General features: G+C 72.4%; 23 protein-coding genes and 7 tRNA genes. 21 read left to right on the top strand and 9 right to left on the bottom strand.

The genetic code is table 11. The features are described 5' to 3' along the window. Positions 1 to 22 precede the first annotated feature (22 nt). From ACGFZW_RS18925 to ACGFZW_RS18885, 9 genes are all read left to right on the top strand, one after another. Positions 23 to 670 carry an HAD family hydrolase gene (locus tag ACGFZW_RS18925; protein ID WP_393894270.1) on the top strand — a complete coding sequence of 216 codons (648 nt, stop codon included), beginning with the start codon at positions 23 to 25 and terminating at the stop codon, positions 668 to 670. A gap of 385 nt (positions 671 to 1,055) precedes the next feature. Beyond that, a complete protein-coding gene (locus tag ACGFZW_RS18920; RefSeq protein WP_393894269.1) occupies positions 1,056 to 2,177 on the top strand; it encodes a methionine ABC transporter ATP-binding protein in 1,122 nt (373 codons plus the stop codon). Next, entirely contained in the window at positions 2,174 to 2,914 is a 741-nt protein-coding gene (locus tag ACGFZW_RS18915; RefSeq protein ID WP_393894268.1) for a methionine ABC transporter permease, read from the top strand. Before ACGFZW_RS18920 ends, ACGFZW_RS18915 begins: the two co-directional genes overlap by 4 nt. A gap of 115 nt (positions 2,915 to 3,029) precedes the next feature. After that, complete coding sequence (locus ACGFZW_RS18910; protein WP_393894267.1) at positions 3,030 to 3,884, top strand: MetQ/NlpA family ABC transporter substrate-binding protein; 855 nt, start codon at positions 3,030 to 3,032, stop codon at positions 3,882 to 3,884. A gap of 219 nt (positions 3,885 to 4,103) precedes the next feature. Then, a complete protein-coding gene (locus ACGFZW_RS18905) occupies positions 4,104 to 4,739 on the top strand; it encodes a GNAT family N-acetyltransferase (protein ID WP_393894266.1) in 636 nt (211 codons plus the stop codon). 143 nt (positions 4,740 to 4,882) lie between these two features. Continuing rightward, entirely contained in the window at positions 4,883 to 6,103 is a 1,221-nt protein-coding gene (gene cbiE, locus ACGFZW_RS18900; RefSeq protein ID WP_393894265.1) for a precorrin-6y C5,15-methyltransferase (decarboxylating) subunit CbiE, read from the top strand. A gap of 235 nt (positions 6,104 to 6,338) precedes the next feature. After that, on the top strand, positions 6,339 to 10,505 hold the full coding sequence (gene cobT / locus ACGFZW_RS18895; protein WP_393894264.1) for a nicotinate-nucleotide--dimethylbenzimidazole phosphoribosyltransferase: 4,167 nt from the start codon (positions 6,339 to 6,341) through the stop codon (positions 10,503 to 10,505). 173 nt (positions 10,506 to 10,678) lie between these two features. Continuing rightward, the gene (gene cobA / locus ACGFZW_RS18890; RefSeq protein WP_393894263.1) at positions 10,679 to 11,911 is read left to right on the top strand and encodes a uroporphyrinogen-III C-methyltransferase; all 1,233 of its coding nucleotides are present in this window, start codon (positions 10,679 to 10,681) and stop codon (positions 11,909 to 11,911) included. Between the two features lie 73 nt (positions 11,912 to 11,984). Continuing rightward, the gene (locus ACGFZW_RS18885) at positions 11,985 to 12,803 is read left to right on the top strand and encodes a TrmH family RNA methyltransferase (protein ID WP_393894262.1); all 819 of its coding nucleotides are present in this window, start codon (positions 11,985 to 11,987) and stop codon (positions 12,801 to 12,803) included. A 52-nt stretch (positions 12,804 to 12,855) separates the two neighbouring features. Here ACGFZW_RS18885 and ACGFZW_RS18880 read toward each other — a convergent pair whose 3' ends face one another. Beyond that, positions 12,856 to 14,232 carry a protein kinase gene (locus tag ACGFZW_RS18880; protein ID WP_393894261.1) on the bottom strand — a complete coding sequence of 459 codons (1,377 nt, stop codon included), beginning with the start codon at positions 14,230 to 14,232 and terminating at the stop codon, positions 12,856 to 12,858. A 694-nt stretch (positions 14,233 to 14,926) separates the two neighbouring features. Here ACGFZW_RS18880 and ACGFZW_RS18875 point away from each other — a divergent pair. The 3 genes from ACGFZW_RS18875 to ACGFZW_RS18865 all read left to right on the top strand — a co-directional run bounded on the left by ACGFZW_RS18875 (position 14,927) and on the right by ACGFZW_RS18865 (position 16,759). Continuing rightward, positions 14,927 to 15,136, top strand: a complete 210-nt coding sequence (locus tag ACGFZW_RS18875) for a hypothetical protein (protein WP_393894260.1) — start codon at positions 14,927 to 14,929, stop codon at positions 15,134 to 15,136. 224 nt (positions 15,137 to 15,360) lie between these two features. Beyond that, positions 15,361 to 16,407, top strand: coding sequence for a phosphotransferase family protein (locus ACGFZW_RS18870; RefSeq protein ID WP_393894259.1), 1,047 nt, complete (start codon positions 15,361 to 15,363; stop codon positions 16,405 to 16,407). A 73-nt stretch (positions 16,408 to 16,480) separates the two neighbouring features. Then, positions 16,481 to 16,759: a zf-TFIIB domain-containing protein gene (locus tag ACGFZW_RS18865; RefSeq protein WP_393894517.1), complete on the top strand. Its 279-nt coding sequence runs from the start codon at positions 16,481 to 16,483 to the stop codon at positions 16,757 to 16,759. Between the two features lie 47 nt (positions 16,760 to 16,806). Here the strand turns inward: ACGFZW_RS18865 and ACGFZW_RS18860 are convergent. The 5 genes from ACGFZW_RS18860 to ACGFZW_RS18840 form a co-directional block, all read right to left on the bottom strand. Next, a tRNA-Val gene (locus tag ACGFZW_RS18860) sits at positions 16,807 to 16,878 on the bottom strand. A 39-nt stretch (positions 16,879 to 16,917) separates the two neighbouring features. Further along, positions 16,918 to 16,989: transfer RNA gene (locus tag ACGFZW_RS18855), tRNA-Val, on the bottom strand. A 37-nt stretch (positions 16,990 to 17,026) separates the two neighbouring features. Beyond that, positions 17,027 to 17,098, bottom strand: a tRNA-Val gene (locus ACGFZW_RS18850). A gap of 1 nt (position 17,099) precedes the next feature. Beyond that, positions 17,100 to 17,173, bottom strand: a tRNA-Cys gene (locus ACGFZW_RS18845). 37 nt (positions 17,174 to 17,210) lie between these two features. After that, positions 17,211 to 17,283 (bottom strand) — tRNA-Gly (locus tag ACGFZW_RS18840). A 177-nt stretch (positions 17,284 to 17,460) separates the two neighbouring features. On the opposite strand from ACGFZW_RS18840, the gene ACGFZW_RS18835 reads away from it, so the two are divergent. Genes ACGFZW_RS18835 through ACGFZW_RS18825 form a run of 3 tightly spaced genes read left to right on the top strand, consistent with a single transcriptional unit; the run spans position 17,461 to position 20,222 of the window. Continuing rightward, positions 17,461 to 18,531, top strand: a complete 1,071-nt coding sequence (locus tag ACGFZW_RS18835) for a chorismate-binding protein (RefSeq protein ID WP_393894258.1) — start codon at positions 17,461 to 17,463, stop codon at positions 18,529 to 18,531. Continuing rightward, the gene (locus ACGFZW_RS18830; RefSeq protein WP_393894257.1) at positions 18,528 to 19,352 is read left to right on the top strand and encodes an aminotransferase class IV; all 825 of its coding nucleotides are present in this window, start codon (positions 18,528 to 18,530) and stop codon (positions 19,350 to 19,352) included. Before ACGFZW_RS18835 ends, ACGFZW_RS18830 begins: the two co-directional genes overlap by 4 nt. Positions 19,353 to 19,391: 39 nt before the next feature. Then, positions 19,392 to 20,222: a GNAT family N-acetyltransferase gene (locus ACGFZW_RS18825; protein WP_393894256.1), complete on the top strand. Its 831-nt coding sequence runs from the start codon at positions 19,392 to 19,394 to the stop codon at positions 20,220 to 20,222. 30 nt (positions 20,223 to 20,252) lie between these two features. Here the strand turns inward: ACGFZW_RS18825 and ACGFZW_RS18820 are convergent, their stop codons facing one another. Continuing rightward, positions 20,253 to 20,774 (bottom strand): DsbA family protein, encoded by a 522-nt coding sequence (locus tag ACGFZW_RS18820; protein ID WP_393894255.1) that lies wholly within the window; start codon positions 20,772 to 20,774, stop codon positions 20,253 to 20,255. 181 nt (positions 20,775 to 20,955) lie between these two features. On the opposite strand from ACGFZW_RS18820, the gene ACGFZW_RS18815 reads away from it, so the two are divergent. Beyond that, entirely contained in the window at positions 20,956 to 21,414 is a 459-nt protein-coding gene (locus tag ACGFZW_RS18815) for a hypothetical protein (protein WP_393894254.1), read from the top strand. 68 nt (positions 21,415 to 21,482) lie between these two features. Further along, positions 21,483 to 21,638 carry a hypothetical protein gene (locus ACGFZW_RS18810; RefSeq protein WP_393894253.1) on the top strand — a complete coding sequence of 52 codons (156 nt, stop codon included), beginning with the start codon at positions 21,483 to 21,485 and terminating at the stop codon, positions 21,636 to 21,638. 36 nt (positions 21,639 to 21,674) lie between these two features. Here ACGFZW_RS18810 and ACGFZW_RS18805 read toward each other — a convergent pair whose 3' ends face one another. Together ACGFZW_RS18805 and ACGFZW_RS18800 are read right to left on the bottom strand one after the other, a co-directional pair. After that, complete coding sequence (locus tag ACGFZW_RS18805) at positions 21,675 to 22,241, bottom strand: CGNR zinc finger domain-containing protein (RefSeq protein ID WP_393894252.1); 567 nt, start codon at positions 22,239 to 22,241, stop codon at positions 21,675 to 21,677. Between the two features lie 228 nt (positions 22,242 to 22,469). After that, positions 22,470 to 22,883 carry an SsgA family sporulation/cell division regulator gene (locus ACGFZW_RS18800; protein ID WP_003959770.1) on the bottom strand — a complete coding sequence of 138 codons (414 nt, stop codon included), beginning with the start codon at positions 22,881 to 22,883 and terminating at the stop codon, positions 22,470 to 22,472. Positions 22,884 to 23,072: 189 nt separating this feature from the next. On the opposite strand from ACGFZW_RS18800, the gene ACGFZW_RS18795 reads away from it, so the two are divergent. The 4 genes from ACGFZW_RS18795 to ACGFZW_RS18780 all read left to right on the top strand — a co-directional run bounded on the left by ACGFZW_RS18795 (position 23,073) and on the right by ACGFZW_RS18780 (position 24,364). Continuing rightward, entirely contained in the window at positions 23,073 to 23,504 is a 432-nt protein-coding gene (locus ACGFZW_RS18795; RefSeq protein WP_393894251.1) for a TIGR02611 family protein, read from the top strand. Positions 23,505 to 23,557: 53 nt separating this feature from the next. Continuing rightward, positions 23,558 to 23,629: transfer RNA gene (locus tag ACGFZW_RS18790), tRNA-Val, on the top strand. An 86-nt stretch (positions 23,630 to 23,715) separates the two neighbouring features. Further along, the gene (locus ACGFZW_RS18785) at positions 23,716 to 24,177 is read left to right on the top strand and encodes an SRPBCC family protein (protein ID WP_393894250.1); all 462 of its coding nucleotides are present in this window, start codon (positions 23,716 to 23,718) and stop codon (positions 24,175 to 24,177) included. Positions 24,178 to 24,292: 115 nt separating this feature from the next. Continuing rightward, positions 24,293 to 24,364 (top strand) — tRNA-Val (locus tag ACGFZW_RS18780). The last annotated feature ends 81 nt before the right edge of the window (positions 24,365 to 24,445 follow it).

Below are 24,445 nucleotides of genomic sequence, written 5' to 3'. Positions count from 1 at the left end.
GCCGCCCGTACGCTGGTGAAACATGAAGATCTCCGCGCAAGCGCTCCTTTTCGACAACGACGGCACCCTCATCTCCTCCCTGGACTCCGTATACCGCTGCTGGACCCGGTGGGCGAAGGAGTACGGCATCACCGAGGAGGACTTCGCGGCGGTCGAGCTGCACGGCCGTCCGGCGGCGGAGATCGCTGCCGATCTGCTGCCGGCCGAGCGGGTGCCCGAGGCGCTGGCCCGGATCGAGCAGCTGGAGATCGAGGACGCCGCTGGCGGAGTGGTCCTGCTGCCCGGGACCCGCGCCCTGCTGGAGAGCGTGCCCGCGGACCGGTGGGCGGTCGTCACCTCCGCCACGGGCCGGCTGGCCGAGGCCCGGCTGGCCGAGGTCGGGGTGCGTGCCAAGCACCTGGTCTCGGCCGACGACATCACCCGCGGCAAGCCGGACCCGGAGCCCTTCCTGCTCGGCGCCCGGCGGCTCGGTGTGGACCCGGCCCACTGCGTGGTCTTCGAGGACGCTCCGGCCGGACTCCAGGCGGGCCGCGCCGCCGGGATGACGACCGTGGCGTTGACCACAACGCACCGGACGGAGGAGCTGGTCGCGGACGCCGTCGTCCCCGACCTGTCCGCGGTATCGGTGCAGGCCACGAACGGCGGGCTGGAGATCACCACCGCGGACTGAGCGCGGAAGGGCCACTGTCCACGGACCGGTCACCCATGTCCGCTATCCGGACTGGGTTGATCGGCCCGTACTCGTGTCTGGTTTACTTGCCGCCATGACCACGACGAGCAGCCGCACCCCTGCGACCGAGGCGATCACGACGCCCGGTGCTCGTTGCCTGTGTCGAATGTGTGACCGCTGAGGGCCCCCGCCTGAGCCTCGCGCCCCGAAGCGAGACCCTGCTTGTGCCGTGTCTTCGTCCACGACGGAACCGGCCGCCCCGCGTCACGGAACCCGGAGCCGGGCCCTGCCCGCCGCCTTCGGCGTCTCTCCTCTGCCGCACTCGCAAGAATGCCCCGTGCCCGGTGGGCGAGCCACCGGGCACACGACAGTGACGGAATTCCCTGTGATCACCACAACGGGCCTGACCAAGGTCTACCGCTCAGGAGACCGCGAAGTCACCGCCCTGGACGGCGTCGATCTGCACGTCCGTGAGGGCGAGGTGTACGGCGTCATCGGACAGAGCGGCGCCGGTAAATCCACCCTGATCCGCTGCCTCAACCTCCTGGAGCGTCCTACCTCCGGCACGGTCACCGTTGCCGGCCAGGACCTCACGGCGCTCGCCGGCAACCAGAAGCGCGCGAACGCCGCCCTGCGTGCCGCACGCAGCCATATCGGCATGGTGTTCCAGCACTTCAACCTGCTGTCGTCGCGCACCGTGCAGGACAACGTCGAACTGCCCCTGGAGATCCTGAAGGTGGACCGCCGCGAGCGGTCCCGCAAGGCCCTGGAGCTGCTGGACCTGGTCGGCCTCGCCGACAAGGCCAAGGCGTACCCCGCGCAGCTCTCCGGCGGCCAGAAGCAGCGGGTGGGCATCGCCCGCGCGCTGGCAGGCGACCCCAAGGTGCTGCTCTCCGACGAGGCAACCAGCGCCCTGGACCCCGAGACCACCCGCTCGATCCTCCAGCTGCTGCGCGACCTCAACCGCAAGCTCGGGCTGACCGTCGTGCTCATCACGCACGAGATGGACGTCGTCAAGACGATCTGCGACTCGGCCGCGCTGATGAGGAACGGACGCGTCGTCGAGCAGGGCACCGTCGCGGACCTTCTGGCGACGCCCGGCTCCGAACTCGCCCGGGAGCTGTTCCCGGTGGGCGGCGAGCCGTCCGCCGAGGACCGTACGGTCGTCGACGTCACCTTCCACGGCGCGGCCGCCACCCGCCCGGTGATCTCCGAGCTGTCGCGCACGTACAACGTCGACGTCTCGATCCTCGGTGCCGCCATGGACACCGTCGGCGGCAAGCAGGTGGGCCGGATGCGCATCGAGCTGCCCGGCCCCTTCGAGGAGAACGTCGTGCCCATCGGCTTCCTGCGCGAGCAGGGTCTCCAGGTCGATGTGGTGGACGCGGCCGAGGACGCCGACACGACCGAAGGCGCCGACTCCGACGAGGCCGCAGGCGCGGCCGCCGACAACGACCGTGCGATCCCGGCTCCCGCCGCCGCGCTGCTGAAGGAAGGTGCCAAGTGAGCTGGACCGACATGCAGCCGCTGCTGTACGACAACACTCTCGACACCCTCTTCATGGTGTGGTGGTCGACGTTCTGGGCCGTCCTCATCGGCATCCCGGTCGGTGTGCTGCTGCACCTGACCGATCGTGGGGCCGTCCTGCAGAACGTCGTGGTGAACAAGGTCGTCGGCGCGATCGTGAACATCGGACGGTCCTTCCCGTTCCTGATCCTGATCGTCGTGCTGATCCCCTTCACCCGGATCGTCGTCGGCGTCTCCATCGGCCCGACCGGTGCGGTGGTGCCCCTGGCCATCGCGGCCATCCCGTTCTTCGCCCGGCTGGTGGAGGCGGCGCTGCGCGAGGTCGACCACGGCCTCGTCGAGGCGGCGCAGGCCATGGGCGGCGGCACCTGGACCATCGTGTTCAAGGTGCTGCTCCCGCAGGCCCTGCCGGCGCTGGTGGCGGCCGTCACGACCACCGTCATCACGCTGATCGGCTACTCCGCGATCGCCGGCGCGGTCGGCGGTGGCGGCCTGGGCAACCTGGCCTACACCTACGGCTACCAGCAGTACGAGACCTCGCTGATGATCACCACTGTCGTGGAGCTGATCGTCCTCGTCACCGTCGTGCAGCTGCTCGGCGACCTCGTCGTCCGGCGGCTCGCCGGCCGGGGCACCCGCGGCTCCGCACGCGTCGGCCTGCGCCGGGCGCGGCGCGTCACCGAGGAGCCGGCCCTCGCCGCGGGGGAAACCGCCTGATCCGCGGGCCCTCCCGCACCACCCGTACCCACCGCATCACCCAAGAGCCCGGACCCTTTGCCGGGTGTACACCACGCGCGACCCCGCTCGCGCGAACCGGAAAGAGGCACTCTTCGTGCGCAACACCGTAAAGATCTCCGTGGCCGTGGCCGCCGCTTCCGCCGTCGCCCTCGGCGCGAGCGCCTGCAGCGCCCCCTCCGACACGACCGCCGGCGACAAGGGCGACAAGAACGCGCCCCTCGTCGTCGCCGCCAGCCCCACGCCGCACGGCGCCATCCTGGACTTCGTCAAGAACAAGCTGGCGGACAAGGCGGGGCTGAAGCTGGTCGTCAAGCCGTTCAACGACTACAAGATCCCCAACAAGGTCACCGACGACGGCCAGGTCGACGCCAACTTCTTCCAGCACAAGCCGTTCCTCGACACCTTCAACAAGGAGAACGGCACGCACATCGTGCCCGTCCAGAACGTGCTCATCGAGCCGCTCGGCGTCTACTCCAAGAAGCTCGACAAGCTCTCCGAGCTCAAGGCGGGCAGCACCGTCTCGGTCCCCAACGACCCCTCCAACGAGGGCCGTGCGCTCAAGCTGCTCGCCGACAACGGCGTGATCACCCTCAAGCCCGGCGTCGGCTCGGACGCCAAGCTGACGGACGTCAAGGACGACAAGGGCATCAAGATCACCGAGCTGGAGGCCGCCCAGACCGCGCCGCGCATCGACGACGTCGACGCCGCGATCATCAACGGCAACTTCGCCATCGGCGCCAAGCTCAAGCCCTCCACCGACGCGCTGGCCCTGGAGAAGGCGGAGGACAACCCCTACGCCAACTTCCTGGCCGTCAAGAAGGGCAACGAGGACGACCCGCGGATCAAGAAGCTCGCCAAGCTCCTGAACTCCCCCGAGGTCAAGAAGTTCCTCCAGGACAAGTACAAGGACGGCTCGGTCATCCCGGCCTTCGGCCCCGCCAAGAGCTGACCCCGCCTCGCGGGCGGCCCGTCGAAGGACGGTCTTCCGCTTCGCCGCACCGTGGGCCCCGGACGTGCAGTGCGCGTCCGGGGCCCTGCGCGTGGCACATCCGCAGGCAGATGCTGCATGCTGGTGCACTCAAGACGGTCAGGGCGGCCCGTGACTTCACGGCATGAACGGCCCGTGACGTTCCCGGAGCACCACGGTCAACGGCGTTGGAGCAGCGGCATGACATCCACCTTTCCGGACATCTCCATCAGCACGGACCGGTTGGTGCTGCGCCCCTTCGAGGAGGCCGACGTGCCCGCCCTCGCCGAGATGATGACCGACGAACTCGTCACCGCCTGGACGACCGTGCCGCACCCGTACACCGTCGACGACGCCCGCGCCTGGGTGACCCGCAAGGCCGCCGCGGTCCGCACCCAGGGCCGCGGCATCGCCCTGGCGGTCACCGAATTTCTCACCCAGCGGCTGGTCGGCACCATCCACGTCGACCGCACCGACTGGCGGGTGCGCAGCACCGAGATCGGCTACGTCACGGCCCCTTGGGCGCGCGGTGAGGGCTACGCCTGCGAATCGGTCCTCGCGGTCGCGCAGTGGCTCTTCCGGGACCTGGAGTTCGAGCGCGTCGAGCTGCGCACGGCCGCCGACAACACCGCCTCCCAGCAGGTCGCCCAGAAGATCGGCTGCATCAGCGAGGGCGTGCTGCGCAACGCCTGGATAGCCCGCAGCCGCACCGAGGACGGCGGCTGGACGGACATCCGTACGGATCTGATCGTGTGGAGCCTGCTGCCCGAGGACCTCGACGGCCTTCCCGCCCGGCTGGCCGACGCCAACGGTTTCACCTACCCCGGGTGGAATTGACCCCACGCCCTCGCTCGGGTCCGGACCTCGCGAGGTAGTCTCGGCCTGCCGCCCTTCGCCACCGGCGAGGACCGGCGCCCCACACACCACGGAACTCGTGTCCTCGCGCGCACCCACAAGCAGCCCCCAGGAGTCTGACGAGCATGGCCGACCGGGTCACGGTGATCGGATGGGACGGCTCTCCGCTGACCGACGCCGCCCGCTCCGCCCTCGGCGCCGCGACGCTGGTCGCCGGAGCCGCCCACCACCTCGCACTGCCCGAAGTCCCGCCGAAGGCCGAGCGGATCCGGCTCGGCAGCGTGACGCTCGCCGCCCGTCGCATCGCCCAGCACCGCGGCACCGCCGTCGTCCTCGCCGACGGCGACCCCGGCTTCTTCGGCGTCGTACGCACCCTCAGGGCCCCCGAACACGGCCTGGAAGTCGAAGTCGTCCCCGCCGTCTCCTCCGTCGCCGCCGCCTTCGCCCGCGCCGGAATGCCCTGGGACGACGCCCAGATCGTGGTGGCCAACAGCCGTGAGCTGCGCCGTGCGGTGAACGTCTGCCGCGCGTACAGCAAGGTTGCGGTGCTCACCTCGCCCGGTGCGGGGCCCGCCGAACTCGCGCTTCTGCTGGGCGGTGTGCACCGCACCTTCGTCATCTGCGAGGAACTGGGCACCGACCGCGAGCAGGTGACAGTCCTCACATCCGACAAGGCCGCCGACCACGTCTGGCGCGACCCCAACGTCGTCATCGTCGTCGGCGGGTCGCCCGCCGGCGCCGCCGCCCAGGGGACCGGCTGGATCGCCGCCCACGAGGTGGGGCACCCGACCGGCCCGCGCGGCTGGGGACTTCCGGCCGGTGCGTACGGCGGCGCCCTCGGCGAGGGCGAGTCGGTCCAGCTGAGGTCCGCTCAACTCGCCCGCCTGGGACCACGGGTGGGCGATCTGGTCTGGGACATCGGCGCCGGCAGCGGAGCGGCCGCCGTGGAGGCCGCGCGGTTCGGCGCCGCCGTCATCGCGGTGGACGCCGACCCGGAAGCCTGCGGGCGCACCGCCGCGGTCGCCCGCCGCTACGGCGTCCAACTCCAGGTCGTGCACGGCCGCGCGCCGCAGATCCTCGAAGACCTGCCGGAGCCCGACGTGGTGCGGGTCGGCGGTGGGGGAGCGGCGGTCGTCACCGCCTGCGCGGCGCGCCGCCCGGAGCGGATCGTCACCCACGCGGCGACCCGCGACGAGGCCGAGGCGATCGGCAAGGCGCTGGCGGACGGCGGCTACGAAGTCGAGTGCGCGCTGCTGCAGTCCGTGGACCTGGACACTTCCGTCTGGGTCGAACGCGAGCGCTCCGTCGTCTTTCTGCTCAGCGGCTATCGCGTTCCACACCCTTGACCTGTACGGCAACCCGCGGAGGGTAGGCTGGCGGATCGTTGCGCCGCCGTTCCGCGTTCGGCTTCGTACGCCAATATCCGGAAAAAGCCGTGGTTTTGGCCGAATATGAAGCTCTAGAGGGCGGACGTGCCGCGAGACGTGCTCGCTCGTTCTAGCTATGAGCGTCGGCGCGTCCCCGGTCGAGCGCGTCGCACGAGCGGTTGGAAGGAGCACTACCAATGGGCGAGGGGTACGCATGACCGACACCGGCCAGGTCCCGGGCGAGGGGCAGCCGGAGAACGCAGGCGGACATCCCGGGCAGCCGCAGCCGGCGGCCGCTTCCTCCCCTGCCGACGCCGGACCGATGGAGCAACCGGGCATGGTCACGCCGCCGGACGCCTACCCCTACCTCGACCCGGCCGACGGCGCCCCCGAGGACGACGATCTGCTGCTGATGCCGAGCGCCCAGGGCGCGTGGAGCGAGCAGCAGGCACAGCAGCCGCTGCCGCAGCCGAACGCACCGGAGCAGAGCGCGCCGTTCGAGGCCGACCCGTCTGCCGCGGGCTTCGCGCCGATGCCCGCCCCGGCCGGCGACCACGAGAGCGGCGGCCGGGATTCCGGTTCCGTCGACCTCGGTGCCGTGCGCATCCCGCAGCCGACCGCGCCCCAGCAGAGCCGTGCCCAGGCGCCCGCGCAGGCCACGCCTCCGCGCCGGCCGCTCCACATGGGTCCGCCCGTCCCGGACGCGACCGGCGGCGTGGTCCGTTCGCTCGCCGACCGCGGTCCTGCGGGCGCACCCGCGCAGCCGGCCGCCCGGCACGCCGGACCGCCGGCCACGGGCCCGGAGTACCTCGACGCCCCCGCGCAAACCGGTGGGCCCGCGGCGGGCGAGCAGCCCGCAGGCGCCGTGACGCAGGGCCTCACCGGTGACGCGCAGCCGTCCGCCGGGCAGTCCTTCCACGACGTGGCGTACGTCGAGCAGGCCTTCGCGGCACCGTCCTACGGCGAGCAGCCCTACGGCGGGCAGTCCTATGCCGAGCAGGCGTACGGCGCAGCGGGCCAGGGGCCGTTGCCCGGTCCGCAGCTCGGCGAGATCCCGTCGCAGGTGCCGGCCTGGAACGACGCCTCGGCACAGGCCGTGGCGACCCCGGTCGAGGAAACCGCGACCCCCGAGGCCCCCGTCGCGCAGGCCGCCGAGGCGCCCGCCGCCCCCGCGCCGCAGGACGCCCCGCCGCCCGCCGAGCAGCCCCAGCCGCTCCCGGCCGAGGGCGCGGCGGAGGAGCCCGTGGCAGAGGAGCCCTCGGCGGAAGAGGCCGCGGAGGACGCGACCGCCGATGCGGACAACGACGCCGTAGTCGCCGACGAGGCGCCGCTGGAGGCCCTCGCTCAGCCGCAGGACGCGGTGGCGGAAGCGCTTCCGGACGCCGCGGTCGCGGAAGCGGGCGGCCCGGCCGCACCGGAAGCGCCCGAGGCACCGGAAACCCCCGAAGCGCAGGAGGCGGCGGAACCGACGGTTCCTGAGTCCCCCGAAACGCAGGAAGCCTCGCAGGCACCCGAAGCTGCCCCGGCACCCGAAGCTCCGCAGGCCGCGGACGCCCCCGAGGCCGTGAGCCCGCCGGCCCCGGAGGCCGCCGACGCGCCGCAGCCCGAGGCGTCCGCGGAGGCGCCGCAGCAGCCCGTCGAGGAGAGCCCCACCGCTCCCGAGGACGAGGCGCCGCTGCCGACAGCCGAGACCCCGGCCACCGACGCGGACGGTGCCGACGAGGCGCAGCCCGCGGCCGACCCGGCCGAGCAGCCCGCCGAAGAGCCTCAGCCCGTGGCCGAGGCGCAGGCCGTCGAGGCCGTCCCGGCCGGCCCGCCCGCGGAGGCCGCCGAGGCCGCGCAGCTTCCCGCCGCGGAGGACCCCGGGGCGCCCGCTCCGGAGGCCGCCCAGGAAGCCGCGTCGATGCCCGCCGCAGCCCCCCAGGGCCCCGTCGCGATGCCCGCCTCTCAGGAGGGCGTCGGCGATGCCGTCATAGAGCAGCCCGAGGCGGAGCGCCCGGACGCCGGTGCACAGCCCGGTGACCCCGAGGACGCCGCAGGGCAGCAGAACTCGGCCGACGAGGCCCCCGCGGACACCGAGGAGCAGGCCGCAGCCCGGACCACCACGGGCGACGAGCAGCCCGGGCCGGCCGGCCCGGACGAGGCGGCGGCACCCGCCGGCGAGTCCGCGGACGCGGCACCCGCCGATGTGGCACCCGTGGATGTGGAAGCGGCCGCCGAAGTCCGGCCCGTGGCCGTGCACATCCCCGCCCAGGCGACGGGTGAACACCTCGCGGCCGAACCGGTTCGGGAACCGTCCGTCTCCTCGGCGGAGGCTCCGGCCGGCGAGCAGCCCGCCGACACCCCGGCCGACGACGCTTCGGCAGACGCGCCTCCCCAGGACCAGGACGGCGCCGAACTCGTCCAGCTCGGCGAGGGCTACGAGGACTCCCAGGACCAGGACCCTGCCGGAGGCGCCGAGCAGGACGACCTCGCGGCAGTGGCCGACGGCCGGCAGCCGCCCGCCGACCCCGACGACCCCGCCGCTCCTTCCGATGAGCCCGGTGCCCCCGGCACTCCCGTTCAGGTTCTGCTCCCCACCCAGCCCCAGCACCAGGACGGCCCGCTCGTGGACCACGGCACGGACCCCAGCGGTCTCCCGATCCCGGCTCCGGCCACCGGATATGACGACTCCGAGCGCGCCGCGGTGCACCGCGTGATGCGCGAGCGCCGCGACATCCGCAACGGCTTCCGCGGCGACCCCATCCCCAACGACGTCCTGCTGCGCGTCCTGGAAGCGGCGCACACCGCGCCGAGCGTCGGCCACTCCCAGCCCTGGGACTTCGTCGTCATCCGCTCGGACGAGACCCGCGAGAAGATGCACCAACTCGCCACGGCGCAGCGGGAGGCGTACGCCAAGTCGCTGCCCAAGGCGCGCGCCAAGCAGTTCCGCGAGCTGAAGATCGAGGCGATCCTCGAAACGCCGGTGAACATCGTCGTCACCGCCGACTCCACCCGGGGCGGCCGGCACACCCTCGGACGCCACACCCAGCCGCAGATGGCCCCGTACTCCTCCGCGCTCGCCGTGGAGAACCTCTGGCTCGCGGCTCGCGCCGAGGGCCTGGGCGTCGGCTGGGTGAGCTTCTTCGACGAGCGGGAGATGGTCCGCGAACTGGGCCTGCCCGAGCACCTCGAAGTCGTCGCCTACCTCTGCATCGGCTTCGTCGACGAGTTCCCGGACGAGCCGGAGCTGATGCAGGCCGGCTGGGCCAAGCGCCGGCCGCTGTCCTGGGTCGTCCACGAGGAGACGTACGGACGCCGGGCGCTGCCCGGCGAGGCCCCGCACGACCTGCTCCAGGAAACCCTGCAGGGCATCCGCCCGCTGGACGCCAAGGCGCTCGGCGAGGCATGGGAGCGGCAGAAGCGGATGACCAAGCCCGCCGGGGCGCTGGGCATGCTGGAGATCATCTCCGCGCAGCTGAGCGGGTTGTCCCGCAAGTGCCCGCCGCCGATCCCCGAGCCGGCCGCCGTCGCGATCTTCGCCGGCGACCACGGGGTGCACGCCCAGGGCGTGACGCCGTGGCCTCAGGAGGTCACCGGCCAGATGGTCGCCAACTTCCTCGGCGGCGGCGCGGTCTGCAACGCCTTCGCCAATCAGGTGGGCGCCGAGGTGTGCGTGGTGGACGTCGGCGTGGCGGGTGACCTTCCCGCCACCCCGGGGCTGCTGCCCCGCAAGGTCCGCCCCGGCACCGACGACTTCACCGTCGGCCCGGCGATGTCCCACGAGGACGTGCTGAAGGCGATCGAGGTCGGCATCGACACCGCCCGCGACCTCGTCGCGGCCGGTAACAAGGCGCTGCTGACGGGCGAGATGGGCATCGCCAACACCACCACCTCGGCCGCGCTGATCGCGGTCTACACCGGCGTCGACCCGGTCGAGGTCACCGGCCGGGGCACGGGCATCAACGACGAGACCCACGCCCGCAAGGTCGATGTGGTCCGCCGCGCCCTGGAACTCCACCAGCCCGATCCGGCCGACCCCATCGGCGTCCTCGCCGCGGTCGGCGGCTTGGAGCACGCCGCCCTCGTCGGTCTGATCCTCGGCGGCGCCTCGCTGCGCACCCCGGTCATCCTGGACGGCGTCAGCGCCGGCGCCGCGGCTCTGGTGGCCCGCGCCGTCGCCCCCGAGGCCCTGGCAGCCTGCATCGCCGGTCACCGCAGCGCTGAGCCCGGCCATGTCGCGGCCCTGACCAAGCTCGGCCTGCGCCCGCTGGTCGATCTCGACCTGCGCCTCGGTGAGGGCACCGGCGCGCTGCTGGCCCTCCCCGTGGTGCAGAGTGCCGCCCGCGCCATGCACGAGGTCGCCACCTTCGACTCCGCCGGTGTGACGGAGAAGAGCTGACCTGCGGCCCGCCCGCGCATGACCCCCGGCCCGCAGCCCCATAGGCTGTGGGCCGGGGCCATCACTCCTCACGTACCGCCCCGGGGCCGTACGACCCCCTCCAGCCGCTCCAGAGCCGCAGTGGCTGAGCCAGTCGCCGTACTCGCATCACCCGCACAAGGAGCCGTACCACCATGGCTGAGCACGTCGCCGAACACGCTGCCTACCCCGTCGGACTGCGGCTGTCCGGCCGTCGCGTGGTCGTCCTCGGCGCCGGCCAGGTCGCGCAGCGCCGGCTCCCCTCGCTCATCGCCGCCGGCGCCGACGTCCTGCTGATCTCGCCCTCCGCCACGCCCTCCGTCGAGGCGATGGCCGACACCGGGGAGATCCGCTGGGAGCGTCGCCGCTACGAGGCCGGTGACCTCGACGGGGCCTGGTACGCGCTGATCTCCACCGACGATCCCGCCGCCAACACGGCGGCGTCCCAGGAGGCCGAGGACCGCCGGGTGTGGTGCGTCCGCGCGGACGACGCGGAGGCCGCCACCGCCTGGACCCCGGCCACCGGCCACAGCGAGGGCGTCACCGTCGCGGTGCTCACCGGCCGCGACCCGCGCCGCTCCGCCGGCGTCCGCGACGCCATCGTCGAGGGGCTGCGCGAGGGCACCCTGGCCGCCCCGCACCACCGCAGCCGCGCCAAGGGCGTGGCCCTGGTGGGCGGCGGACCCGGCGACCCCGATCTGATCACCGTGCGCGGCCGCCGCCTGCTCGCCGAGGCGGACGTCGTCATCGCCGACCGGCTCGGCCCCCGCGATCTGCTGGCCGAACTCCCGCCGCATGTCGAGGTCATCGACGCCGCGAAGATCCCCTACGGCCGTTTCATGGCCCAGGAAGCGATCAACAACGCCCTGATCGAGCACGCCAAGGCGGGCAAGGCCGTGGTCCGCCTCAAGGGCGGCGACCCGTTCGTCTTCGGCCGCGGCATGGAGGAGGCCCAGGCACTGGCCGAGGCCGGTATCTCCTGCACGGTCGTCCCCGGCATCTCCAGCACCATCTCCGTCCCCGGCGCCGCGGGCATCCCCGTCACCCACCGCGGGGTGGCCCACGAGTTCACCGTCGTCAGCGGCCATGTCGCCCCCGACGACGAGCGCTCACTGGTCGACTGGCCCGCGCTCGCCAAGCTGCGCGGCACCCTCGTCGTCCTGATGGGCGTGGAGAACAGCGGTGCCATCGCCGCCAAGCTCATCGAGCACGGCCGCCCCGCCGACACCCCGGCCGCTGTCGTGCAGGAGGGCACCACCGCCGCGCAGCGCAGGGTCGATGCCACCCTCGCGACCCTCGGTGAGACCGTACGGGCCGAAGGCATCCGTCCCCCGGCGGTCATCGTCGTCGGGGACGTCGTCGGCGTCAGCGCACCGTCCCCCGAGTAGCCGCCCGTTCCCGCAAGCAGCCGATGCCGTACGCGGCATGGGAACCTCGACACCGACAAGGCACTATCTTCCCGTGGCAGAAATCATCACCGTCGATGACCCGGACGACCCGCGCCTGAGCGACTACACCGGCCTCACCGACGTCGAGCTGCGGCGTCGGCGCGAGCCCGCCGAGGGGCTCTTCATCGCCGAGGGCGAGAAGGTCATCCGCCGCGCGAAGCACGCCGGCTACCGGATGCGGTCCATGCTGCTCTCGGCCAAGTGGGTCGACGTCATGCGCGATGTCATCGACGAGGTCCCTGCACCGGTCTACGCCGTCAGCCCCGACCTCGCCGAGCGCGTGACGGGCTACCACGTCCACCGCGGCGCCCTGGCGTCCATGCAGCGCAAGACCCTGCCCGAGGCCACGGAACTTCTCGGCACGGCGCGCCGGATCGTGGTGATGGAGGCGGTCAACGACCACACCAACATCGGGGCGATCTTCCGCAGCGCCGCGGCCCTCGGCATGGACGCGGTGCTGCTCTCCCCGGACTGCGCGGATCCGCTCTACCGCCGCTCGGTGAAGGTCTCCATGGGCGCGGTGTTCTCCGTGCCGTACGCCCGCCTGGAGAGCTGGCCCCGGGACCTGGCGGTGGTACGGGAGGCGGGTTTCAAGCTGCTGGCGCTGACCCCGGCCGAGCAGGCGACCGCGATGGACGAGGCCGCCCCGCACACACTGGAGCGTGCTGCCCTGATGCTCGGCGCGGAGGGCGGCGGCCTGACCACCGGAGCCCTGCGTGCCGCCGACGAATGGGTCCGTATCCCGATGGCGCACGGCGTGGACTCGCTCAACGTCGGCGCGGCCGCCGCGGTCGCCTTCTACGCCGTCGCGACGGGCCGTCCGGAGTCCTGACCGGCCGGCGAGAAGCTCCGACCGGCCACAGGACCGCGCGAGCCCCCTGCGGTCAGCTTCCCGTCCGCCCGGCCACGGAGCGGCCGGTGTCCAAGCCGTCGCCCGGTGCGTGACCGGTCTCGGCGCGGGTGACCGGCCCCGGCCGGTCCCCGCCCATCCCGCGCGCCGGGCCCTGGCAGCCCTGCGCCGCCGCGATACCGAGCGCCACCAGCAGCGTCACCGTCACGAAGACGATGATGCGCTGCCGGAGCAGCTTGCGGTCGGGACCGGGCCGGCGCCCTCCCGACGTCGTACGCACCGAGGAGCGCGCCCCGCTGCGACCGGGCCGCGCCGCCGGAACGCGCCCCGAGCGCCGTCCGCCGGGCCGTGGCCGTGACCCGGCACCGGAGGCCGGTCCGGCGGGCCGGGGAGTGGCCTCCCGCGGCGACGGGGGCCGGCTCGCCTGCGGTCTCGGCGTGGAGGTGCCCGTCGCCCGCCGCTCGGTGCGCTGACGTGCGTACTCCTCGGCACGCTGCCCCGTCGGCCGGTCCGCCGTCCGGCGCTCCCCATGGCTCCAGCCGCTCGCCCCGCCGGCCGGCTCACCCTCCAGGGGGCCGCTCGACAGGCCGTGCGCCTCGCGGGCGGCGATCTCCTTCAGCCGTAGCGACAGTGACAGGGTGCTCGGGCGGTCCGCCGGGTCCTTGGCGAGACAGGAGGCGAGCAGTGGTGCCAGTGCGTCAGGCACCCCCGCCAGTTGGGCCTCCTCGTGCACCACGCGGTAGAGCATGACCTCGGAACTGCCCTGGCCGAAGGGCGAGTCGGCGGTGCAGGTGTAGGCGAGCGTGGCACCCAGCGCGAAGATGTCCGTCGCGGGCGTCACCGCGGCCCCGCGCACCTGTTCCGGCGCGAGGAAGCCCGGCGAGCCGACGGCGGTGCCGACGTGCGTCAGGGTGCTGGCGCCGGTGGCCCACGCGATACCGAAGTCGATGATCCGTGGCCCCTTGGGCGACAGCAGGATGTTGGACGGCTTGAGGTCGCGGTGCACCACGCCCGCGTCGTGGACGGCGAGCAGGCCCTCGGACAGCGCGGCGCCGATCGAGGCGACCTGCGCGGGGGACAGCGGCCCTTCCTCGTTGACCTTGTCGTGGAGGGACGGGCCGGGGACGTACTGGGTGGCGAACCAGGGCCGGTCCGCGTCGAGATCGGCCGCCACCAGCCGGGCGGTGCAGCCGCCGCGGATACGCCGGGCCGCCGAGACCTCGCGCGCGAACCGCGAGCGGAACTCCTGATCCTCCGCCAGGTCCGGGCGGATCACCTTCAGCGCGACCCGCTGTCCGCGCTTGTCCGATCCGAGATAGACCACGCCCATCCCGCCCGCGCCGAGCCGGCGGTGAAGCCGGAACGTCCCGACGACACGCGGGTCCTCGCGTCGGAGCCGCATCATCGCCATGTCCGTCCCCTACCTGCGGTGGGGAGGCCCCACTCCGCTGCCAACCGTCTGACGTGGCACAGCTTACGGATTGACGGCTCCCTGTGCTGATAGGCCGCGCATGCGTCGGGCACCGGATTGCCGTCGGCGAACGGGATTACGCACGGCGGGTCGCAAACCACCGCCGTACGCCCCCGATTCCGGCGCGAACGGTCAATGCTCCGCCCCGGCAAGGAGATTGACGTACCGAAAGGTAGGTTTCGCGGGCGCCAGGGAGCATGCCGACGCGCACCTGTGTCGCCGGCCGCGGCCGACGAGCACGCGCGGCGGTGGCGCCGGAACGGCGGCCTGGGGGAGAGGGCGAGTGAGGGACGTCACCCAAGCGAGCCCCGTCCGGACCGGACGGGGGCCGCGAGAGTGGCATACACACGCCGATTCCCTCTCTCCGCTGCAGCGTTCGGCCTCCGGACGGCCGGCGCCACGGGCTGCGGGGCCCGCTCCCCTCGGGGGTGCCCTCAGGGTCAGCGCCCCGGCTCTCCACCCAGGGGAGTACGCAGAACCCCCTCCCGTCATCCTCCTGGAGGCCCGTCAATGGGTACGACGGCATGACGACCCGAGCCCCACGGCTGCCTACTGTGGTGTTCAAGCGGCGGGCGACAGCACTCGTCCCCCGAGGTCAGACGCCCGCCGCCCCAGACACGACAGGAGCAGGACGATGGCGGACACCACAGGGCGGGCGGCCCTTCGAGCGCACGGGCGGCGAGTCGCCTCGGCGCTCGGCGGCCGACAGCCCTCCGGCACGCGCCATCCTCTCGTCGCGGTCGCCATGGTCATGCCGCTGGCGATCCTCCTGTCCGTGGTCTTCGGCGGCTGGGAAGCCGTCCTGACACAGGCGTCGTCCGTGGCCGGAATGCTGGGGCGCTGACAGGCGCCCCGGTCCCGGGAGAGCGGCCCGGGACGGGGACTTCCGGCAGCAACACCCCGTGGGGACGGGGGTAGGCGGACGGCACGACGGCCGGGCATCTGGGGAGATGCCCGGCCATCGAGCATCTCGCGGGGCCACCTGCCGGGCATGCGCGCCGGGACCGCGCGTACGATCCCAGGCCGGGCCGCCCACGGCCCGCACGGCTCGCAGCCCTCGGGGGACGGATGACCAGCACATTGCTCGACCGCTTGGCCGCCCTGTCGGCTGCCGCGGCGACGCACCCCGAGGCGCCGCAGGCAAGCGGACCGGCGCCGACCACGGCCACGTCCGTGCTCGCCGACCGCCCGGACGGCACGGTCGTCCGCACCGGCCACACGGTCGCCAAGGCCCACGCCCCCGACAGCGACACCACCGCCCTCGCCACCCGCCTCCGTATCGCCGCTCACCCCTCGCTGCACGGCATCCTGCTGCCGCCGCTCCCGGTCACCGCCCCCGACGGCTTCCTCACCCTCACCGAGGAGGGCCGGGCGCTGACCCGCTGGCCGTACGGCAGTCCGGTCCCGCCCGACGACCCCGACGCCGCGCCCTGGGAGGAAGCCGCCCGCCTGCTGGCACGTCTGCACGCCGTCGACCCGGCCCAACTGCCCGGCCCGGTGCCCCCGATGCGCGGCCCGGCCAAGGCCGCTCGCGCCCTGGCCCGCCTGCGCGACGCGCTCGCCCCGGTAGGAGGCGCCATCCCCGCGCCCCGGGCGCCCCGATCCGAGCCCGGGCCTCTCGCCGAGGCGGCCAGGTCCATCGAAGCCGCATGGGCCCTGCTGCCGCCCTGGGCGCGCGGCGCCGCTCCGGGGCCGCAGCCGGCCCTCCTGTGCCACGGCGATCTCCACCTCGGCCAGCTCGTACGCCACCCGGCGACCGGCGGCCGGTGGCTGCTCATAGACATCGACGACCTGGGCCTGGGCGACCCCGCCTGGGATCTGGCCCGCCCCGCCGCCTGGTTCGCCACCGGCCTGCTCGCCCCGGACATCTGGGCGCGCTTCCTGGCCGCCTACCGCACAGCCGGCGGCCGCGCCGTGCGTCCCGACGGCGACCCCTGGCCCGACCTGGAAATACCCGCCCGCACGCTGACCGTGCAGACCGCCGCCCTCGCCGTGGCCAAGGCCGCGGGGGAGTCCCGCCCCCTCGACGAGATCGAGACGGCGGTCGTGGACGCGTGCGCCCGCATGACCTCGCTGCCGCGGCAGTTGGCGCCCGCCGCGCGCAACGTAGGGTGAACACCTCGTCGCCGGAAGGACTTTCCCGCGACGCCGCAGTGAGAAGCAATGAATGACAGGAGTTGAGCCGACGATGCAGTGCCCCAAGTGCCATGCACCGATGCACACGTACAACCGCAATGGCGTTCAGATCGAGCAGTGCGCAGGCTGTCGGGGGATCTTCCTGGACTACGGGGAGCTGGAGTCGCTGACCCGCCTGGAGTCGCAGTGGTCCCAGCAGGCCCCGCCCCCGCCGCCCGCCCCGCAGGCTTACCCGGCGGCTCCCGCCTGGGGCGCCCCGCATCAGGGTCACCACGGACACCACGGCCATCATGGTCACCGCAGCTTCGGACGGATGCTCTTCTCGTCCTGATCAACGACTGAGGGCCGGAGCGAATGCTCCGGCCCTCAGCTGCTGTGTGGACGATACTGGGATTGAACCAGTGACCTCTTCCGTGTCAGGGAAGCGCTCTCCCGCTGAGCTAATCGTCCTCGGGACCGCGGATCTCGATGATCTCCGCAGGTGCTGCGTGCGCGATACTGGGATTGAACCAGTGACCTCTTCCGTGTCAGGGAAGCGCTCTCCCGCTGAGCTAATCGCGCGGGACGGAAACCCGGTAATGCGTTGCCGGGGATCCAGTGGACGATACTGGGATTGAACCAGTGACCTCTTCCGTGTCAGGGAAGCGCTCTCCCGCTGAGCTAATCGTCCTTGGAGGTGGAGACGGGATTTGAACCCGTGTAGACGGCTTTGCAGGCCGTTGCCTCGCCTCTCGGCCACTCCACCAGGAGTGAGGGGGTTCGGGAAAAGATCCCCCACATCGAGCGGACGACGAGACTCGAACTCGCGACATCCACCTTGGCAAGGTGGTGCTCTACCAACTGAGCTACGTCCGCAGGTGTGTCTCCCAGACTACGTCCGGGAGCTACTCGGCCTCCGGTGCGCTTGCGCGTCCCGGCGACGTGTTGAACTCTAGCGGATTCCGGGGCCAGTACAAAAACGCGTTTGTGCAGCGTGCTGCGCTGCTCGCTCGGCCGAGGCGGCGATCGGGCCACCGCCATAGACTCACTGACGTGCACGACTTCCCTCCCATGGCGCGCTTCGGGGGTCTCATAGCCACCGACCTGCGCGATGTCACCAGCGATCCCGCGGCCCTGGACTCCACCGGCTGGTGGGCGGTGATCGCGGACTTCGAGGGTGCGGTGGTCTGCGCGCGCTTCGCGGACGTCCGGCCCGCCACCGCCGCGCACGCGCCCGCACCGGGCCGCTGGAGCGGACCGCAGCCGGCCGCCTGGCGCAGCTCCCTGGACCGGGACGCCTATACCGCCAGCGTACGGCGCATCCGTGAACACATCGCGGCCGGCGAGGTCTATCAGGTGAACCTCTGCCGCGTCCTGACCGCGCCGCTGCCCGATCCCGCCCGCGCCGACGTGGACGCGCTCTCCGCGGTGCTCGCCCTCGGCAACCCCGCGCCGTACGCCGGCACGGTCCGGTTGCCCGCCCATGGCGTCGAGGTGGCCACCGCCTCGCCCGAGCTGTATCTGCGCCGGGCAGGGCGCACCGTCGAGTCCGGACCGATCAAGGGCACCGGGCGGATCGCCGAGGACCTCTCCGAGAAGGACCGGGCGGAGAACGTGATGATCGTGGACCTGGTCCGCAACGATCTCGGCCGGGTCTGCGCGAGCGGCACGGTGACCGTCCCGGCACTCTGCGCGGTCGAGGAACACCCCGGCCTCGTCCACCTCGTGTCCACCGTGCGCGGCGAGCTGGCCGAGACGCACGAGAAGACGGCCTGGGCGGACCTGCTCGGCGCCACCTTCCCGCCCGGGTCGGTCACCGGCGCCCCCAAGTCCAGCGCCCTGCGCATCATCGACGAACTGGAGACCGCGCCCCGCGGTCCGTACTGCGGCGGTATCGGCTGGGTCGACGCCGACCGCCGCACCGGCGAGCTGGCCGTCGGGATCCGGACGTTCTGGATCGACCGCGCCGCGCCCGCGGGTCCGGTGCTCCGCTTCGGCGCGGGGGCGGGCATCATCTGGGACTCCGATCCCGACCGCGAGTGGGCCGAGACCGAGTTGAAGGCGAGCAGGTTGCTGGCGGTAGCGTCGGGCCTGCACGCCGCGAGTGGAGGAGAGCGACGATGAAGATCTGGCTCGACGGGGGACTACGGGACGCCGACGGCGCCCGCGTCTCGGTCTTCGACCACGGCCTGACGGTCGGCGACGGAGTCTTCGAGACCCTCAAGGCCGAGGAGGGGCGTGCCTTCGCCCTCACCCGCCATCTGGAACGGCTGACGACCTCCGCCAGGGGGCTCGGACTGCCCGACCCCGACCTCGACGAGGTGCGGCGAGGCTGTGCGGCCGTCCTGGAAGCCAACCCGATGGCGCTGGGACGGCTGCGGATCACCTACACCGGCGGCGTCTCGCCGCTCGGCTCGGACCGCGGCGATCTGGGCGCGACGCTGGTGATCGCGCTGTCCGGCACCCATCGGCGGCCCGACACCACGGCGGCCGTCACGGTGCCCTGGACGCGTAACGAACGCGGCGCGCTCGCAGGGCTGAAGTCGACGTCCTACGGCGAGAACGTCGTCGCGCTCGCCCGTGCCCGCGAACAGGACGCTTCCGAGGCGCTGTTCGCCAACACCGTCGGCGCGCTCTGCGAAGGCACCGGCTCCAACGTCTTCGTCGTCCTCGACGGCGAACTGCACACACCGCCGCTGGCCTCCGGCTGCCTGGCGGGCATCACCCGGGCCCTGACGGTCTCCTGGGCGGGCGCCAAGGAGACCGATCTGCCCCTGGACGTACTGGAGCGGGCCGAGGAGATCTTCCTGACCTCCACGCTGCGCGACGTCCAGGCGGTCACCCGGATCGACGGGCGCCAACTGGCAGACGCACCCGGCCCGGTGACGGCCGAGGCCATGCGGATCTTCGAGGAGCACGCGGCGGCGGATTTCGATCCGCGGTGAGGACGTGCCCGGCGGCCGGGCGGCGGGTAGAAAGACTGCGTGACCACAACGCTGCGGCCCGCGGGACCGGAAGAACGACGTGACGACGGGGGCCGGGCCCGTGTCTACGACGTCTGCGTCAACAGCCGCCGGGCGGGCGGTATCCGGCTGGGCACGGACCCTCGGTTCGGCCCCACGGCCGGCCGGATCGAGGCCCTCCGGATCGAAGCCCCCGACCGGCGGCGCGGCCGTGCCACGGTGGCCGCGCTCGCCGCGGAGGAGGTGCTGCGCGGCTGGGGCTGCCGGCAGATCGAACTGACCGTCCCGGCGGAGACCGAGGCCGCGGTGCGGCTCGCCATCGCTCTCGGATACACCGAACGCAGCCGCACCCTGGCCAAGCCCCTCATCGAGCCGCCCCCGCTCCCCGAGGGCAGCGTCGCCCGGCCGCTGAGCGAGGAGGAGTACCCGGCCTGGCGGGACGCCGCGCTCGCGCTGCACGTCCGTACGCAGATCGGCCAGGGCATGTCCCCCGAGCGTGCCGAGGAGACGTCTGCGGCCGGGCACCGTGCGCTGCTGCCGGAGGGCGTGGGGACGCCCGACCAGGCGCTGCGCGTCCTCACTCACGACGACGTGCGGGTCGGCACCCTCTGGGTCGCGCTGCGGATGGCGGAGCAGCCCGGCGGCTACGTCGTCGATGTGCAGGTCGCGGCGGCCCACCGGGGCCGGGGCCACGGGCGCACCCTGATGCTGGTCGCCGAGCGCGAGAGCCTCTCCGCCGGCCGCACGTCCCTGGGTCTCAACGTCTACGCCGACAACACCCCGGCACGGAGCCTCTACGACTCCCTGGGCTACCGGCCCACCGCCTACCTGCTGTGGAAGCCGTTGCTGTGAGCGGCAGGCCGGCCCGGAGGGCGCCCGGTGTCAGCCCTGCCCCGCCAGGAGGCGGTCGGCGATCTCCTCGATCCGGGCGCGCAGCCCCTCCTGGCTCTTGCCGCCGTCCAGCCGCTCACCGTCGATCACATACGTCGGGGTGCCGCTCACCCCGATCGCCTTGCCCTCGGCCTGGTCCGCGTCGACGATCAGCAGATGCCGGCCGTCGATCAGCGCGGTGTCCATCTCCTCCGCGTCGAGGCCCAGCTCCGCGGCCACCTCCAGCAGCAGCTTCTCGCCGCGGCTGCCGAGCTCGCCGGCGCGGGCCAGCACCGCCTCGATGAACGGCCACCCCTGGCCCTGCTCGATGGCCTCCTCGGCGGCCTGGGCGGCGACGTAGGCGTGCTTGTGCTTCTCCAGCGGGAAGTGCCGCAGCCGGATCTCCAGGCGGTCGTCGTAGCGCTCGCGTACCGCCCGCAGGTCCTCCAGGGCGGCATGGCAGTCCGGGCACTGCAGCTCGCACCACACATCCAGGACGGGGCGGGCGGGGCGGGAGGTGGTGGCATCGTTCATGAGGCCAGTCTTCCAGCCCGCGGACCGCCGTCCGCAGCGGGACGGAAACCGGACCGGGGGAGGAGCGAACCCGGAAATGTCCCTGAGGACGGCACGGAACATGGTCGCCCGAGCACCGGAGAGGGCAGGATGGAAGGCAGGAGCGGATTGCCGCTCGCACATCCATCGGCAGGAGGACCGGATGCTGACCTCGACCGTGTGTGCCGCGGTGTCGGCGGCGGGCCTGGGCATCGCCGCGCTGACCGCGTACCGCAAGCGGTTCCTGACCGCGACCCGCATCGCCGCCTTCTCCCTCATCCCCATCGGCCTGGTGATGACCGGCGTCATCGACTGGGTCACCGACCTCGTCTTCAAGCCGACGGTCTGGGCGGGCTTCGGCATCCTCGCGATCTCGGCCGTGCTGTTCCTGCTGGCCAGGGCAGTGGAGCGCCGCAGGGGCGGCGTGGGAAGCCGCAAGGAGCGCAAGGCGGCGAAGTCGTCCCGGGCCGAAGCCGTGGCGCCGGCCGCCTCGGCTCCCTCCCTGAGCGCCGGCCGCGGTGCCGCTCAGCCGGCCGCGAAGCCGCGGGAGCGAGGCAAGGAGGCTGCACCCAAGGATGACTTCTCGGACATCGAAGCGATCCTGAAAAAGCACGGGATCTGATGAACTACCGCTGCTGAGGGGCTCATTGGGCGTCTCGGGACGATCAACTGCGCCATGATGCGCGCGAGATGAACGATGAGTGCGCCCTGGCCCGGGACGACGCCCCGGCCCCCGAACCGCGCGGCTGTCTTTTCGCGCTGTCCCAGCCGCCGCTGATGCTCTTCCTCGGCGTTATCGGCTTTCTGCTCCTTCTCGGCGCCGTACACGACCTGTACGTCCTGTGAGGCCGCCTGCCCGTTGCCGGGCGGGCGGTACGCCGCTCAGCCCGCGGCCTCCCGCCGCCGGGCCCGGTAGGCGGCGACGTGCAGCCGGTTGCCGCAGGTGCGGCTGTCGCAGTAGCGCCGGGACCGATTGCGCGAGAGGTCGACGAAGGCGTGCCGGCAGTCCGGCGCCTCGCAGTGCCGCAGCCGCTCGCGCTCGCCGGCGACCACGAGGAACGCCAGCGCCATCCCGCCGTCCGCTGCCAGGTGGTCGGAGACCGAGGCGCCCGGCGCGAAGTAGTGGACATGCCAGTCGTAGTTGTCGTGGTCGGTCAGCCGCGGTGTGGTGCCGGCCGAGGCGACCAGGAAGTTCAGCAGCTCGGCCGCGGTGTGGTCGTCGTCGGCCGCGAAGACCTGGGCGAAGCGTGCGCGGACGTCCCGCACGGCCGCCAGATCGTCCTCGCCGAGGGCGCCCACGTCGCTGACGTCGTTGCGCTGCACGAACTCCTGGAGGGCGGCGAGGTCGGTGAGGCTGTCCGGCGCCCCGGGTGCTTCGCCCTCCGGGGCGGTGTTGAGCAGATCGACGACCGCGTCGAGCGCGCACCGGGTGTCATGGGTGATCATCACGGTTCGCTCCCTGGCCGGATGGGGCCCGACGCGTGCCGACCCCGGTGTTCGTTGCCGAATGGTCGCCGACTCTAGCGCTTCGAACAAGCCTCGGCGCCGCCTCCGCGGTGGGTCCGCGGCGACGGCGCCGAAGTGTGCCGTATGAACTTGTCGGTCCTGCGCCGTCGCCCCGAGTCGGACGGTCGCAAGTCGTGAGCGGTTGGGTGCGGTGGATGGCTGTGGTGCGTCTCAGCTCTCCGCGAGGATGTGGGAGAGCTCCGTGTCGAGATCGAAGTGCCGGTGTTCCGTACCGGGTGGCACGGCGGCGTCGGTCCTCTTGAGGAACGATTCGAGGGCCCGTGCGGGGGCCTCGAGAAGGGCTTCGCCCTCCGGGGAGCTCAGGGCGATGCAGACCACGCCCTGTCCGTGGCTCCGGGACGGCCAGACGCGGACGTCTCCGGTGCCGGTGGGCCGGTGCAGGCCCTCGGCGAGGAGGTCGCGGGCGAAAACCCACTCGACGGTCTCCTCGGCTCCGGTGTGGAAGGTGGCGTGCACGGCGTAGGGATCGGCCGTGTCATACCGCAGGCCCGCGGGTACAGGCAGTGAGGACTCGCTCGACACAACGAGGCGCAGGTGCAGCTCGCAGCTGACCGTGGTGTTCATAAGCGCCAGGGCCTTTCGCTCAGTGTGCGCTCGGGGATTCGCACGTCGGCGAAATCGACATGCCACCTACGGTGCCGTTGTAAACCCCTCTGACGGTTTTGGGTGGCTTCAGGTACCTCTTACGGCGGATTGCGGGATCGTCCTCGGCGGTAATTCCGGTGGACGGATCTCGTCCGGTAAGTTGGCCTTATGAATACGCAGAGTAACGGGGGGCCGGAAGCCGACGAGGAGGGTGCCGCGACGACTGAGCGCCCGCTCGGATCGAGGGCGCCGCGCTTCATCAAAAGCTCCCGGCCGCTGCACCTGAGCTGGCAGGTCGGAGTCTTCGTGGTCGGCCTCGCGGTGGTGGTGGCCGGAGTGATCATGCTGCCGCTGCCGGGACCCGGCTGGCTGGTGATCTTCGGCGGTATGGCGATCTGGGCGACGGAATTCGTCTGGGCCCAGTTGGTGCTGCGCTGGACGAAGGTGAAGGTCACCGAGGCGGCCCAGAAAGCGCTCGACCCGAAGGTGCGGCGACGCAACATCATTCTGACCACCATCGGTCTGGTGATCATCGCGGTGGCGCTCGCGGTGTATGTGTGGAAGTTCGGTTTCGCGATGCCGTGGAACGTCTCCGAGTGATCCACAAATGGTCGGGAGCCCCCGCCCACGTGGGGTAATGTTGGCGGTGCGCCGGGCGATTAGCTCAGTGGGAGAGCGCTTCGTTCACACCGAAGAGGTCACTGGTTCGAACCCAGTATCGCCCACCCCGGACGACGGCCCGGAGACATCAAGTCTCCGGGCCGTCGTGGTTGTTGAGCGCGTGTTCACCGCCGTCGCGCACACTGGGATCATGTCCACCTGGTCAGGCCGCCTGCATCGCCACACGTTCCGCAGCGTATGGCTGCTCGACGCACCGCCCGGCGTCGTCTACGCCGTGCTCGAACGCGTCGAGGCGTATCCCCGGTGGTGGCCGCAGGTGCGCGAGGTGACCTCGATCGACGAGCGCAGCGCGGAGACCCGTATCCGGTCACTGCTGCCGTACGACCTGACGATCGTGGCCGCCGAGAAGGTACGGGACCCCGGGACGGGCGTGCTGGAGATCGTGATGAGCGGGGACCTGGCGGGCTGGGCGCGCTGGACGATACGCCCCGGCAAGGGCGGGACGCGGGTGGTCTACGAGCAGGAGGTCGAGGTCTGCAAGCCGCTCCTGCGGAGGCTCGCGCCCCTGGGGCGGCCGCTGTTCCGCCTCAATCACGCCTGGATGATGCGGGCCGGACGGCGTGGCCTGGCGAGGTGGCTGGCCCGTGGGTGAGGGCGGCCGGGAGGCCCGGCGGGTCCGCCCGGAAGGGTGCGGCACACAAATTTGATGAAAGGCCGTCGCGACCTGTATTGTTCAGGTCGTTCGCGGGGAAAGCCCGCCGACACCCGGGCGATTAGCTCAGTGGGAGAGCGCTTCGTTCACACCGAAGAGGTCACTGGTTCGAACCCAGTATCGCCCACCGGGATCAAGAACCGGGCCGCCAAATGGCGGCCCGGTTCTTTTTGTTGAGATCTGGCGGAGAGCAGCCGGAGACAGTCGG

The organism is Streptomyces sp. NPDC048248 (genome assembly GCF_043201875.1).
GTDB lineage: Bacteria > Actinomycetota > Actinomycetes > Streptomycetales > Streptomycetaceae > Streptomyces.
Note: the sequence above shows the minus strand (reverse complement) of the source record. Positions and strands in the feature narration are given on the sequence as shown.